Origin of the sequence: Parageobacillus sp. KH3-4, from assembly GCF_022846435.1 — a bacterium.
GTDB classification, from domain to species: Bacteria; Bacillota; Bacilli; order Bacillales; family Anoxybacillaceae; genus Parageobacillus; species Parageobacillus thermoglucosidasius_A.
Window position 1 is genome coordinate 2,941,581 of the sequence record NZ_AP025627.1, and the last position, 13,613, is coordinate 2,955,193.

At 42.2% G+C, this 13,613-nt stretch carries 12 protein-coding genes; 2 read left to right on the forward strand and 10 right to left on the reverse strand.

Features of this window, described 5'->3' with window-relative positions:
- Positions 1-15: 15 nt before the first annotated feature.
- The 4 genes from pepF to mecA form a co-directional block, all read right to left on the reverse strand.
- Positions 16-1,830 (reverse strand): oligoendopeptidase F, encoded by a 1,815-nt coding sequence (pepF, locus tag MWM02_RS14840; protein ID WP_064552455.1) that lies wholly within the window; start codon positions 1,828-1,830, stop codon positions 16-18.
- 82 nt (positions 1,831-1,912) lie between these two features.
- Positions 1,913-3,157: a competence protein CoiA gene (locus MWM02_RS14845; protein ID WP_244402325.1), complete on the reverse strand. Its 1,245-nt coding sequence runs from the start codon at positions 3,155-3,157 to the stop codon at positions 1,913-1,915.
- 112 nt (positions 3,158-3,269) lie between these two features.
- The gene (gene cls / locus MWM02_RS14850; RefSeq protein WP_244402326.1) at positions 3,270-4,778 is read right to left on the reverse strand and encodes a cardiolipin synthase; all 1,509 of its coding nucleotides are present in this window, start codon (positions 4,776-4,778) and stop codon (positions 3,270-3,272) included.
- 78 nt (positions 4,779-4,856) lie between these two features.
- Positions 4,857-5,534, reverse strand: a complete 678-nt coding sequence (gene mecA / locus MWM02_RS14855) for an adaptor protein MecA (protein ID WP_064552458.1) — start codon at positions 5,532-5,534, stop codon at positions 4,857-4,859.
- Between the two features lie 213 nt (positions 5,535-5,747).
- Here mecA and MWM02_RS14860 point away from each other — a divergent pair, with 213 nt between their 5' ends.
- A complete protein-coding gene (locus tag MWM02_RS14860) occupies positions 5,748-6,416 on the forward strand; it encodes a TerC family protein (protein ID WP_064552459.1) in 669 nt (222 codons plus the stop codon).
- A 74-nt stretch (positions 6,417-6,490) separates the two neighbouring features.
- On the opposite strand, the gene spxA is transcribed toward MWM02_RS14860, so the two are convergent.
- Positions 6,491-6,889, reverse strand: coding sequence for a transcriptional regulator SpxA (gene spxA, locus MWM02_RS14865; protein ID WP_003252337.1), 399 nt, complete (start codon positions 6,887-6,889; stop codon positions 6,491-6,493).
- 261 nt (positions 6,890-7,150) lie between these two features.
- Here spxA and MWM02_RS14870 point away from each other — a divergent pair, with 261 nt between their 5' ends.
- Positions 7,151-7,345, forward strand: a complete 195-nt coding sequence (locus MWM02_RS14870) for a hypothetical protein (RefSeq protein ID WP_064552460.1) — start codon at positions 7,151-7,153, stop codon at positions 7,343-7,345.
- Between the two features lie 16 nt (positions 7,346-7,361).
- On the opposite strand, the gene MWM02_RS14875 is transcribed toward MWM02_RS14870, so the two are convergent.
- The 5 genes from MWM02_RS14875 to MWM02_RS14895 all read right to left on the reverse strand — a co-directional run bounded on the left by MWM02_RS14875 (position 7,362) and on the right by MWM02_RS14895 (position 12,979).
- Positions 7,362-8,303, reverse strand: coding sequence for an ABC transporter ATP-binding protein (locus MWM02_RS14875; RefSeq protein ID WP_244402327.1), 942 nt, complete (start codon positions 8,301-8,303; stop codon positions 7,362-7,364).
- Position 8,304: 1 nt separating this feature from the next.
- On the reverse strand, positions 8,305-9,372 hold the full coding sequence (locus tag MWM02_RS14880) for an ABC transporter ATP-binding protein (RefSeq protein ID WP_064552462.1): 1,068 nt from the start codon (positions 9,370-9,372) through the stop codon (positions 8,305-8,307).
- Positions 9,373-9,384: 12 nt separating this feature from the next.
- Positions 9,385-10,302 (reverse strand): ABC transporter permease, encoded by a 918-nt coding sequence (locus MWM02_RS14885; protein WP_244402328.1) that lies wholly within the window; start codon positions 10,300-10,302, stop codon positions 9,385-9,387.
- A gap of 2 nt (positions 10,303-10,304) precedes the next feature.
- The gene (locus MWM02_RS14890) at positions 10,305-11,240 is read right to left on the reverse strand and encodes an ABC transporter permease (protein WP_064552464.1); all 936 of its coding nucleotides are present in this window, start codon (positions 11,238-11,240) and stop codon (positions 10,305-10,307) included.
- 101 nt (positions 11,241-11,341) lie between these two features.
- Entirely contained in the window at positions 11,342-12,979 is a 1,638-nt protein-coding gene (locus tag MWM02_RS14895) for a peptide ABC transporter substrate-binding protein (RefSeq protein ID WP_064552465.1), read from the reverse strand.
- Positions 12,980-13,613: the final 634 nt, after the last annotated feature.

Below are 13,613 nucleotides of genomic sequence, written 5' to 3' on the forward strand. Positions count from 1 at the left end.
CATTCGCTTTTGCGTTTACGACAACATCCGTTCCATTTCTTCCAGTTTTTCCGCGAATACTTGGCAAGCCTGGCGGATCGGTTCCGCGCTCGTCATATCTACTCCCGCTTTTTTCAACACCTCAATTGGATAATCAGAGCTGCCTGCCTTTAAAAACTCAATATAGCGCTTCACGGCCGGTTCCCCTTCTTCTAATATTTGTCTGCTTAGTGCGGTCGCTGCGCTAAAGCCAGTTGCGTATTGATAAACATAATAATTGTAGTAAAAATGCGGAATACGCGCCCATTCTAATCCAATTTCCTTATCGACGACAATATCATCGCCGAAATATTTTTTGTTTAATTCGTAATACATGGAAGTCAATGAATCAGCTGTGAGCGCTTCGCCTTCCTGCGCCTTGATATGAATCATATGTTCAAACTCGGCAAACATCGTTTGCCGAAAGACCGTTCCGCGGAACCCTTCTAAATAATGGTTAAGCAAATATAACCGTTGTTTCTCGTCATCGATCGTTTTCAATAAATAATCACTTAATAGCGCTTCGTTGCATGTTGATGCAACTTCAGCGACAAAAATAGAATAATCACCATACGGATACGGCTGCGTTTTGCGCGTGTAATAGCTATGCACCGAATGGCCGAATTCATGGACCAGCGTAAACAAGTTATTGACGTTATCTTGCCAATTAAGCAAAATATACGGATTTGTTCCATACGCTCCTGATGAATAGGCGCCGCTTCGTTTCCCTTTGTTTTCGCGCACGTCTACCCAGCGGTTTTCCAGGCCTTCCTTGACGATGCGAATATATTCGTCGCCGAGCGGAGCAAGCCCTTTTAACATGTATTCTTTCGCTTCTTCATACGTTACTTCCATTTTTACATCTTGCACAAGCGGAGTGTATAAATCATACATGTGCAGTTCATCAAGCCCAAGCGCTTTTTTGCGCAAACGAACGTAGCGATGCAATAGCGGCAAATGCTCATGAATCGTTTCGATCAAATTATCGTATACACTTTCGGGAATGTTATTGCTGCTTAACGCCGCTTCCCGCGCCGATTTATAGCGGCGGACGCGCGCGAAAAAGTTGTCTTTTTTCACCGCGCCGGCGAGCGTGCTGGCAAACGTATTTTTATACTTCTCGTACGTCTCATATACCGCTTTAAACGCATCATGCCGCACGCGGCGGTCCGGGCTTTCTAAAAAGCGAATAAAGCGACCGTGCGTCACTTCCACTTCTTCCCCATTTTCATCGATAATTGTCGGGAACGTTAAATCGGCGTTATTCAGCATGCCGAATGTAGTCGAAGGTGCTTGCATGACTTCCGCCGCCTGGGCAAGGATCGCTTCTTCTTCGGCGGACAACACATGCGGACGCTGGCGGTTAATTTCATCTAAAGCGTGTTCATACAGCTTTAATTCTTTTTTCTCTTCTAAAAACGAACGTAATTTCGCCTCATCGATCGCCAAAATTTCCGGAACGATAAATGCCATCGCGCTAGACGCTTCGCTGTAAAGGCTCATTGCTCGATCGTTCAGCCCTTGATAAAAAGCGTTTGTCGTATCTTGGTCATAACGCATATGCGCATATGTATACAGCTTGCCGAGACGCATCGATATCTCATCTTGGTATTGCAGCGCTTCGTATAACGTATCTGCCGATTCTCCCAACCTTCCTTGATAATCCGATAATTTCGGGATCATTTTTTTCACTTCTTGAAATTCTTGCTCCCATGCTTCATCCGTTGGGAAAATGTCCTCTAAACGCCACGTTTCTTCTACCGGAATTTCACTTCGTAATGGTAACGATTTTTTTGTTTTCTTTTCTTCCATCTCGCAAACCTCCTTTGGAAAATTATATCATAAATCATATTTTATTATTATCATTTCCCCTCCCGAAAAATAAATCACTTTCCTATGCATTTTTGTGCAGTTCCAATTCGTTTATATAATGAGAAAGCGACGGCGTTGTTTTCATTTTCTCCATCATTTGTTGATCCTGCTGTATTACTTCATCCGTCGTTTTTGGAAAAGTAAACTCTTTAACTAAACGAAGGCGTTTGCGGCTTTCCCACTGAAAATAGCCTAGCTTCGTCAGCAATTGCAAATACTCGTAAACTGCCTGCGTATATCGTTGTCCCGTTGCAAGCGGCAGCTGGCGGGCGGCAAGCCGGCCTGCATCCATCCTTTCCTCAATAAAGCGATAAATGGAATCGACCGAAACAAGTTTGCTTTCGGATTGCATAAACGGGATTAACACATATGTTTGCCAAATAAACGGAGGCGTTTCAAACAAATAGCCGTGTGGCAGCGGCCAGCCTGCTTCGGTGGGAAAAAGGGAAGGAATAACGCCCCACCGGTAAAAATCGGAACAAATAAGCCTTGTGACCTTATTTGGATATAACGGAAAAGTAAGACGCCATCGTTTTTTATAGCTAAGCCAATCATGCCAAAACGAAGCTGGCAGTGAAACAACCGGAAAGGAAAGCAAGTCGGAAAAAGAAACCGAATGCAGCGGCTGCACGACGGGAATGGCAAATGTGTGGTGAACAGAGAACGGGATTAAATGGACGAGGCGAATAAGACGTTTTGTTTCCGAACAATAGTAAAAAAGAAGCGGGCGAGGGACAAGCGGAAAACGGTGGGCAAACATCCATTGAAAGCGAGGCAATGTAAGCTGGTGCATGTTCCGATATCGTAAGTGATGCGCTCCAAGAATCCAAATTGGGCGAATCCCTTTTGTTCGATAAGAATTGTTGCGTTTTTGAAACAACTGTTCACAAATGGCAGAGCATTGATATTCCATCGCATATATGAAACGGCGATGCGCAACAAGGATGTCTGGGCGCTGTTGAACCGATGGCAAATATGGCTCCAATTTTGCCTGTATGTTCTGGCGCTGAAGCCAAGAAAATAAATCTAATTTTCCCATTAAATGGCGTGCTGATTCCGGCTCATGTTCGCATGGGCACGCGGCATCTTTTTTATGTGCAAAATGCGGAATGCGGCGATTGCCAAGCTTTAATACAACTTCCCGCTTACAGGCAGGACAAAAAAACGATTCGCTCTTTTTTAATCGAACTAGCTCTTCCTTTGTCCAATTCCCGGCAAGCGAAACGACTTCTCCATTTCGCAGCAGCGCGACAAGCAAAATGATCACATCCCTTCTTCATGCTTTTTTCATCTATTCGGCAAAACCGGCCTGTTTTCCTACTTTTTTATGCGCCAATCCATAAAAAAATTATAAACGCCCGGGCAGTTTCCGGGCGATGTCATAATAAAGGGGACAACAACCTTGATACGGACTCAACAACACGAATGGATAGCGGACGGCGCCGAAACGTTTCATCATCAATTTGACTTGAGTCTTTTAAATCTTCAAGGAAATCCGCAACAAGTTTTTTTGTACTATCTGTATGATATAAAAAGGCGTTTACTTCAAAATTAAGATGAAAGCTGCGCATATCCATATTTGCTGTGCCGATCGATGCCAATTCCCCATCCACGATCATGATTTTGCTATGCAAAAATCCTTTCGAATATTCATAAATTTTCACACCGGCTTCCAACAGCTCCGGAAAATAGGACCGTGAAGCATAAAAGACGATTTTTTTATCCGGCCGCTTTGGCGCCAAAATGCGAACATCAATCCCGCTTAAAGCAGCGACCTTTAACGCCGTTAAAATATCTTCATCCGGCACGAAATACGGCGAGGCAATCCAGATCGACCGCTGTGCGGACGTAATCATTGCAAAATATAAATGCTTAATGACTTCCCATTTTTGGTCAGGACCGCCCGCAATTAATTGGACTCCCCCTTGCCCGTCATAATGAACGAGCTGCGGGGATAAGTATTCTGGAGTCAGTAGCGTTTTTCCGGTCATATAATACCAATCTTGCAAAAAAATAAGCTGCAACGTACGCACGGCTTCACCGCGAATCCATAAATGCGTATCGCGCCAAAAACCGAAATATTTATTTTTTCCTAAATATTCATCACCGATATTCAACCCACCAACAAAGCCAACCGTTCCGTCAATAACAATAATTTTCCGATGATTACGAAAGTTGATTTTGTTGCTTAAAAATGGTAAACGGACTGGGGAAAAAGGAATCATTTCCACTCCGGCGTCACGCAGCTCTTGAATATACGTTTTGGATAATTTCCAGCTCCCTACAGCATCATAAAGAAAACGGACATGCACGCCATTTTTTGCCTTTTCCATTAAAATCGCTTTCAGCTCTTGGCCGACTTCATCATGGCGAACAATGTAATACTCCAAATGAATATGATGCGTCGCCTTTTTTAGTTCTTCAAAAATAGTAGAAAATGTTTCTTGACCATTCGTCAATACTTTTGTTTCCGTCGCAAGGGAAACAGGGCTCTTTCCGATGCGATGAGCAAGCTGAAGCAGCGGACGCTGGTGTTCTTCAATCTCCAGCTGTTCCACGTCATATTCACGCTGCGTTTGAAACTTTAAAAATGTTTGTTCATCGAGCATCGCCTTCTTTTTGAAAAGCCTCTGCTTGCGGTAATTTCTTCCAAACATCAAATAGAAGAAAAATCCAAGCACCGGAAAGCTGCCGAGTACAACAAGCCATGTGATCGTATGTTCGGGTCTCCGATTTTCAAGGGAAATGACAAATGCAATAAAAATAACAGAACAAGAAATTAAAAGGCTAAGGACGCCGAGCAGCTTTCCTTCCCAATAATCGTTTGTCAAAAATAAAAAGGCCGCTACAACTAGGGCAAAAATAATAACCCTTAACGTATTCCGCAATGATGTTCACCTTACCTATCCTCTAGACTTTTCCACCGACTCGCAGAAAACGCCGATTTCAGCGGATGAAATCGGCGCTTATTTCAACGGAAAATGTTCTTTCAGCGTTTCTAAAGCGTTGTCGCGAATAATTTCTTTTCCATATTCTTCTAAGCGATAAATTGTAACTTGCGAATCCGTGCCATACTCTAAAAGCAAGCTCAAAATGTTGTCTATTTCATGTTCTGTATAATCTTCCTCGCTAAATTGGACGAACAAGTAATATCGGCCTTCAAATTGGAAAAGGCGGTTCACAAGCCCTGTAAAGTTAGCGCGGTGGGCAAGGGAAATCAAATCTTCAATATCTTTAAAGCAAATCGTAAACTGAAGGATCTCCTTATCGCTATTGGAAAACGATTCATCATTGTGTACAATATGGAAATGATGGTCAAGCAGTTCTTCCATTTTTTCATCAGCTGGAAAATCGCGCAATTTTTCTTCCGGAAGCGGGAGTTCCAGCTTGCTTCCATCCTTCGATAGCTGCGCTTTTGTGACGAGCACTTCTAATCCTTTATCCAGCGCCTGCACTTGAATCCAAAGAGGCCCCTCAAGCGAAAAATCGCCTTCGCTATGAACCTCATCCATCATTTCCCAAAACAATTCTTCGCTGCGCTCGCGGTTATACCAAATTTCTTCCCGGTCAAAACCGCGCTCCTCTATATCAACATAAGAAATATAAAATTTTACCGTATGTTCATTAATTCGCTCTATTTCCATAGTGCGGACTCTCCCTTCCTAAAAAAGAATAAAGTTGAAGGGATTATTACCCCCGAAAAATTCTATTTAAATACAAGATTATGTCTTGTACTTTTATTTTATGATAAAAAGCGACAGAAGGGAAATAAAAAAAACACGTTTTTAAAAATTGGTTATGAAATGAAACATGCCCTACTATAATGGTGGTGAAAACAAAAGAAACGAGGGACACGCATGGTCGGCGAATATGTGACATCGATTCTTCTTATTATCGGCATTGATATCCTTCTTGGTGGAGATAACGCTGTTGTCATCGCCTTAGCAAGCCGCAAACTGCCCGAACAAAAACGGAACATCGCCATTATCCTCGGCACAGCGTTGGCAATTTTCATCCGCATTCTCTTAACAGCTGCGGTTGTGACGTTATTGAAAATTCCTTTTTTACAGTTAGTCGGCGGCTGCGTGTTGCTTTGGATTTCCTTAAAACTGCTGATCCGAAAAGAAGAAGCGGCTACATCGATTCCGTCGGAAACATCGCTTTGGAAAGCGATACAGACAATTGTAACAGCCGATGTTGCGATGGGGTTGGACAATGTGATTGCGATCGCTGGGGCCGCGCATGGGCGCACTTCTCTCGTTGTGTTCGGGTTTCTTCTTTCCGTTCCCATTATCATTTTAGGCAGCAAGCTAATTCTTTACGCGATGGAACGCTATTCTTTCCTCGTTTATATTGGCGGGGCTCTGTTAGCCTATACCGCTGGAAAAATGATCATTGAGGAACAACAGATACACCGTTGGTATAATATTGCTACGTGGAGATCGACGTTCCCATTTATGATGGCGGCATTTATTACCTTATTAGGTTTCATGATCAATCGGCGAAAAGCACATCGCTGGACATAATGGTTAGCTTTTGCACGCTATTAAAAAAGGAGAACAAGCTTCTACATGAAAAACCATGCAGAAGCTTGTTCTCCTTATTCGTTAACGAGACGTTGCGCTTGACGAAGTTGATATGCCCGCACTTTTCGCGGCAAGAAACGGCGAATTTCATCTTCATTGTAACCGACTTGCAGCCGTTTTTCATCAATAATAATCGGTCTGCGCAAAATTCCAGGATGTTTTTGAATAAGTTCGTACAAATCTTGAAGCGGCAACGACTCGAGATTGATGTTTAACTTTTGGAAAACTTTTGATCTTGTTGAAATAATCTCATCTGTTCCGGTTTCCGTCATGCGTAAAATTTCTTTAATCTCCTCAATCGTTAACGGTTCGGAGAAAATATTGCGCTCTACGTAAGGAATATTATGTTTTTCTAGCCATGCTTTCGCTTTTCGGCATGACGTGCAACTTGGTGAAGTGTACAATTTCACCATATTCTCACTCCCTTTCAACAAGGATCGCCTTGCCTTCTATATCAAACTGGACGAACTAGCTATAACACTCTAGCTGCAAAACATGGTAATTTGAAATAACTCTAACATAATACATTATACAATAAATATGCAAATAAAGATATAGTTTTTCAAAAAAGTCACCTATTTTCTTCATTTAATTTCCGCCGTTTCTTCCAAAAAACAGAAAAATCATCTACAATAATATTGAAACGATTGCCATGGGGAGGGGAGAGCGTTCTCATGACGCAATATTTTATTGATTATGTTATCGCTTCCGGACTGATCATTGGCATTACTGCATTTATGGGGGGCATCGCAAACGGCATCGGTGAAAAAATTTTCGGCGGTTCGCGGCGAAAAGAGTACGTTAATGAAACAAAGCATACACAGGCCGGCTGGAATCTCGTCGGCGGCAAAAATAAAACGATCTCTTAAGCGGAGATCGTTTTATTTATACATTGTACATTGATTGATACGTTTTATATTCCGCCTCTGAGCATAGCACGAAATGGCCCGGGGTAATTTCGCGGAATTCCAGCTCTTCCCCTTCTTTATAATGATGCTGCGACGGATCGTAAATAATCCGTTTCCGCGTCCGTTCTGTTTCCGGATCAGGAAGCGGAATAGCGGACAATAGCGCTTTTGTGTATGGATGAATCGGATTGCGGTACAATTCTTCCGCATCGGCAAGCTCGACCATTTTGCCGAAATACATCACGCCAATGCGGTCGCTAATATATTTGACCATTGACAAATCATGGGCGATAAACAAATACGTCAACCCTTTTTCGCGCTGCAGCTTTTTCATTAAATTCACCACTTGCGCCTGAATCGACACATCAAGCGCGGAAATTGGCTCATCGGCGATAATAAACTCCGGTTCCACTGCTAAAGCGCGGGCAATCCCGATCCGCTGGCGCTGGCCGCCCGAAAATTCGTGCGGGTAGCGGTTCGCGTGTTCACGGTTTAAGCCGACCGTCTCAAGCAACTCATATACGCGCTGCATCCGCTCTTCTTTCGTTTTCGCCAATCCGTGGATATCGATGCCTTCGGCGATAATATCGGCAACGGTCATGCGCGGATTAAGCGACGCGTATGGGTCTTGGAAGATCATTTGCATTTTTCGCTTTAATTCCTTTAATTCTTTGGCTGAATGTTTGCCGTGGACATTTATCCCATTAAAAAGAACTTCTCCGCCTGTCGCTTTATATAGCCCAATAATCGTCCGTCCCGTTGTCGATTTGCCGCAACCCGATTCCCCGACAAGGCCAAGCGTTTCCCCTTTATAAATATCGAACGTAACGCCATCCACCGCTTTAACGACGTTTCCGCCGCCAACTGGAAAATACTGTTTCAAATTTTTCACTTCGATAAGCTTCTGTTTTTCTGGCATATTACTCACTCTCCCTTACAATAATGGGTTGAGGGTAATTCGTGGAGAGCTTGCGCAATCGGCGTTTTACCGCTTCCGGTGGCTCTACTTTCGGCGCATCTGGATGAAGCAACCATGTTGCGGCATAATGGGTATCAGAAATTTGAAACAGCGGCGGCTCCATTTCAAAATCAATTTTCATCGCGTACGGATTACGCGGCGCAAACGCATCACCTTTTGGCGGATTCGTCAAATCCGGCGGCGTGCCTGGAATCGATGCCAACTCTGCCTTATCATCACTATCAAGGCTTGGCATGGAAGCAAGCAAGCCCCATGTATAAGGGTGTCTCGGGTCGTAAAAAATTTCATCCACTGTCCCCATTTCGACGATTTTCCCCGCATACATCACGGCGACGCGATCAGCTATGTTAGCTACTACTCCTAAATCATGGGTAATAAAAATAATTGCGGTTCCCGTTTTTTTCTGTAAGTCTTTCATTAATTCCAAAATTTGCGCCTGAATGGTTACATCGAGAGCAGTGGTTGGTTCGTCGGCAATTAACAACTTTGGATTGGACGCCAAAGCAATCGCAATCATCGCGCGCTGCCTCATTCCGCCAGAAAACTCATGCGGATATTGATCGACACGCTTTTCCGGCATCGGAATTCCAACCAATCGCAACAATTCAATCGCCCGCTCTTTTGCCGCTGATCTCGACATTTTTCGATGTTTCATGACCACTTCCATAATTTGCTGTCCGACTTTCATCGTTGGATTGAGCGACGTCATCGGATCTTGAAAAATCATCCCGATATCTTTTCCGCGAATTTGTTCCATTTCTTTATCCGTTTTTTTGATAAGATCTTCCCCATCAAATATGATTTGCCCATTTTTTATTTTTCCCGGCGGAGTGGGAATAAGGCGCATAATCGTTTGTGAAGTAACGCTTTTTCCAGAGCCCGATTCTCCTACAATCGCCAATGTTTCTCCCTTATTTAAATAAAAGCTCACTCCGCGGACCGCTTGCACTTCGCCTCCGTATGTTTGAAACGATACTTCTAAATTTTTTACTTCTAACAGTTTCTCCATATTCTCACCACCTTACTTGCGCAATTTCGGATCTAATGCATCGCGTAGCCCATCTCCTACTACATTAAAAGCAAAAATAGTTAAGCAAATAAAAGTTGCTGGGAAAAATAGACGCCACGGATAATATTGCAATGCTTGCACCCCTTCGGAAGCCATCGTTCCCCAACTTGCTAACGGCGGTAGAACACCTAATCCTAAATAGCTTAAAAATGCCTCGGTGAAAATGGCGTTAGGAATTGTTAACGTCATCGTAACAAGGATGGAGCCCATGGCATTAGGAATCAAATGCTTAAACATGATTCTGGACGTGCTCGCGCCAAGTGTCCGCGCTGCTAATACATATTCCTGATTTTTTAACTGCAACACTTGTCCCCGAACAATGCGGGCCATATTGACCCATCCGGTAATCGTCATGGCAAGAATCATCGTTCCTAACCCTTGCCCCAAAATCACCATTAATATGATCACTAAAAGCAAATAAGGGACTCCGTATAAAATATCAGCGATGCGCATCATGATTTCATCCGTTTTTCCGCCACGGTAGCCAGCAATTCCACCCCAAAGCACGCCGATCACCAAATCGATCAGCGCCGCTGCTATTCCGATAAACAAAGAGATACGGGCACCATACCATGTGCGGGCAAATATATCGCGCCCAAGTTCATCAGTTCCGAACCAATGCTCGGAAGAAGGCGGCTGGTTTGTATTCATTAAATCATTCGTTGCGTAATCGTATTTGGTCATATATGGCCCAAAAATAGCCATGATCACCAAAAGGATTAACAAAACTAATCCGAACATGGCCAATTTATTTTTCCGAAAACGTACCGCAACATCCTTCCAAAACGAAAGGCTCGGTTTTGATAATTTTTCTGCTTCGCCAACATCGGCTACCGCCGGCTGGAACATCTCTTTTGGAATCTGCTGCATGATTACTCCCCTTTCTTGCCACCAGCTAACTTAATGCGTGGATCAATAAAGCCATAAGCAATATCAACAAGCAATACAGATAGTAGCAGAAGGATGCTGTAAAACACCGTGACTCCCATAATCGTCGTATAATCGCGATTTGTAATGCTTGTTACAAAGTGGCTGCCAAGTCCGGGTATCCCAAAAATTTTTTCAATCACAAAGCTGCCTGTCAAAATTTGTGCGGATAAAGGCCCTAAGTATGTTACAACTGGAAGGATCGCGTTGCGGATTGCGTGCTTCACCGTAATTTGTCTTCGCGAAAGCCCTTTTGCTTTCGCCGTGCGAATATAATCGTTACTTAATACTTCCAACATGCTAGAGCGAGTTAAACGGGCAATAAATGCCATTGGTGTTGCGGCAAGCGCAAGCGCAGGCAGCACCGTATGTTGCAGCGATTCCCAACGAGCAACCGGGAACCATCCCAACTTGATCGCTAAAAAATACTGCAAAACGGATGCCATAATAAAGCTTGGAACAGAGATTCCGAGAACGGCGAAGACCATTGCCCCATAATCTTGCCATTTATTGTGGTTCAAAGCCGCAATAATTCCTAGTAAAATTCCAACACTGATAGCAATGAGTAATGATTCCATGCCAAGAAAAAAGGATACGGGAAATCCTTCATTAATTAAGTCGTTAACCGTCTGTCCTTTATATTTAAACGAAGGTCCGAAATCCCATTTAGCAATAGAAACTAAATAATCAAAATACTGGATATACCACGGCCGATCTAACCCATAATATTCATTCAAGTTTTTCTCAATTTCTGGCGGAACTTGCTTCTCACTCGAGAACGGTCCTCCCGGAGCAGCCCGCATTAAAAAAAATGTCGCTGTTACGATTAAAAACAAAGACATGAGCATGTAAACAAGCCGCTTGCTTATATATCTTAACAAATTTCCTGCACCTCCATTTTCTTGAAAATACGTCTTAACAGGAAATGAAGGTATATGAGCGGAAAACTCATATACCTTCTTAACCACCTTTTACTACGATTTTATTCAAAATATGCCCATTTAAATTGGACATCGCCAAGGCCAGACACTTCTACACCTTTCAAGTTGTCTTTTTGCACCCATGTATTCGTGTAGAAGTAAATCGGCGCTATCGGCATTTCATCCATTAAAATTTCTTCTGCTTGTTTTAGCAATTCTTTCCGTTTTTCCGGGTCTGTTTCTTTCTGAGAATCGATTAACAACTGTTTGTATTTCGGATTTTCCCAGTTTGTATCATTATTGCCGCCTTTTTTGTCGCGGAACAGCTCTAGGAAGTTGATCGGATCATTAAAATCGCCTAGCCAGCCCATCCGTCCGATTTGATAGTCTCCAGAATGCAGCTTCTCAATGTATACTGCCCATTCCGTATTCTCAAGTTTTACTTCGATTCCTAAATTTTTCTTCCACATATCTTGAATCGCTTGGGCAATTTTCACGTGTTGATCATCAGTATTAAACGATAGTGTAATAGGCGGCAAATCTTTCACATCTTTTAGCCCAAGTTCTTGAAGGCCTTTTTTCAAATATTCTTTTGCTTTTTTTACATCGTTGTCTTTAAAATACCCTTTTTTGTTTTCAGGGAACATCGTCGGCGGCACAGCGGCCATAGCCGGAATTTGTTCACCTTTTGCCACATTTTTCACAATCGCTTTGCGATCGATTGCGTACGCAAGAGCTTTACGAATGTTGACGTTGTTCAACGGCGCTTTTTCGGTATTAAATTTATACCAGTAAACGCCAGCGATCGGTTGAATGTGCAACTTGCCCTCTTTCTTTAATTGCGGCAAAGAATCTGTCGGCAATTGCCCTGTCGGCATGCCTGCCCAATCTAGTTCCCCGTTGTTAAACATCGAAAGCTCTGTATTGTTATCATTGACCATAACCATATCAATTTTTGTCAATTTTACGCTTTTCGCATCCCAGTAATTTTCGTTCTTTTCGAGAACGATTTTGTTATTGTGTTCCCAAGAAGTCATTTTGAACGGACCGTTGGAAGTGTAGTCAGGGCCAGCATTTGCATACCATTTTGGATTTTTCTGAGCGATTTTGCTATTCACTGGGAAGTACGTATAGAACGCTGTTAATTCTAAGAAGTAAGGCGTTGGATTTTCCAGCGTCACTTGCAGCGTTTTGTCGTCGATTGCTTTTACGCCGACATCTTCCGCTTTTGCTTTCCCTTCGTTGAATGCTTGACCATTTTTAATGTAATAAAGCTGATAAGCATATTGCGATTGGTTTTTCGGATCCAGCGCCCATTTCCACGCATATTCAAAATCTTGGGCGGTAACTGGGTCGCCATTGGACCATTTTGCATCGCGCAATTTGAATGTGTATGTTTTCAGGTCTTTAGAAACTTCATAGCTTTCAGCCATTGCTAACTGAGGTTTGCCGTCTTTAATGCGGGTCAACCCTTCAAACGTTTGGTATAAAACGTTAGCGGAAACACTATCATTCGCTAAGCCTGGATTTAGTGAGAATGGCTCTGTTTTAATGTTAACATGCAATTCTTGTGGAACATCAGCGGCTTTGTTTCCTTTCTCACCGGCGGATTCATTGCCTTTTTGGAAGCCGCCGCACGCAGAAAGGAAAAGACTTAGCGCCAACATGAAGCTAAAAAGCACAAAACTTCTTTTCTTCATGAAACTCCCCCCTAAAAATAATTTTTATGTTCAAAAGTTCTACGTAAAAACGCGGAACTTTTGTTAATAAATTTAGTATTTTTCAAACAAAAGAAAAATTTCTATCATGCTCTATTTTATTATCAGAATATTGATTTTTACTCTTACCGTAAAAATTATTAATATATTTAAAAAGAAATTTGTATTTTATTTTTTTGTATCTTTTTCTGAATTTTGATTCAATTAAAGTATATATCATCTCACTTATTTTTTCACTATCTTTCATTTTATATTTTTTTCGACAATTGTAAATAAAAAATTTATTTTTTATATTTTTAAAGCGCTTACATTTTAATTTTTTTACATTATGTTAATAAAGAATAAGTCGGTGTTTGTTTTTTCTTCATTCGTTGCTAAAAGTGTAATTTTATTAACATAATTTCTAAAATAATGTATTTAATAAAAAAATTATTAAATAACACTTTGAAATAAGAATAATTACTTTCCAAAAAACTTTTTGCTAGCACTATTTAGCAAAACAGACAGTGCTTTTCTGAATCCCCTTCCACAACGGCATCTATTTTCTCCATTGCCCCCTAACGCCAGCGAAACAGCTTCTTATTTTTATAGTGGCATAGCACAGTTTTGCGTATAA

Coding starts and splice junctions, on each gene's coding strand:
- MWM02_RS14875 (WP_244402327.1), bottom strand. CDS start 8,303: ATGCCAGAAAAACAGAAGCTTATCGAAGTGAAAAATTTGAAACAGTAT.
- MWM02_RS14880 (WP_064552462.1), bottom strand. CDS start 9,372: ATGGAGAAACTGTTAGAAGTAAAAAATTTAGAAGTATCGTTTCAAACA.
- pepF (WP_064552455.1), bottom strand. CDS start 1,830: ATGGAAGAAAAGAAAACAAAAAAATCGTTACCATTACGAAGTGAAATT.
- spxA (WP_003252337.1), bottom strand. CDS start 6,889: ATGGTGAAATTGTACACTTCACCAAGTTGCACGTCATGCCGAAAAGCG.
- MWM02_RS14895 (WP_064552465.1), bottom strand. CDS start 12,979: ATGAAGAAAAGAAGTTTTGTGCTTTTTAGCTTCATGTTGGCGCTAAGT.
- MWM02_RS14885 (WP_244402328.1), bottom strand. CDS start 10,302: ATGCAGCAGATTCCAAAAGAGATGTTCCAGCCGGCGGTAGCCGATGTT.
- mecA (WP_064552458.1), bottom strand. CDS start 5,534: ATGGAAATAGAGCGAATTAATGAACATACGGTAAAATTTTATATTTCT.
- MWM02_RS14870 (WP_064552460.1), top strand. CDS start 7,151: ATGACGCAATATTTTATTGATTATGTTATCGCTTCCGGACTGATCATT.
- MWM02_RS14860 (WP_064552459.1), top strand. CDS start 5,748: ATGGTCGGCGAATATGTGACATCGATTCTTCTTATTATCGGCATTGAT.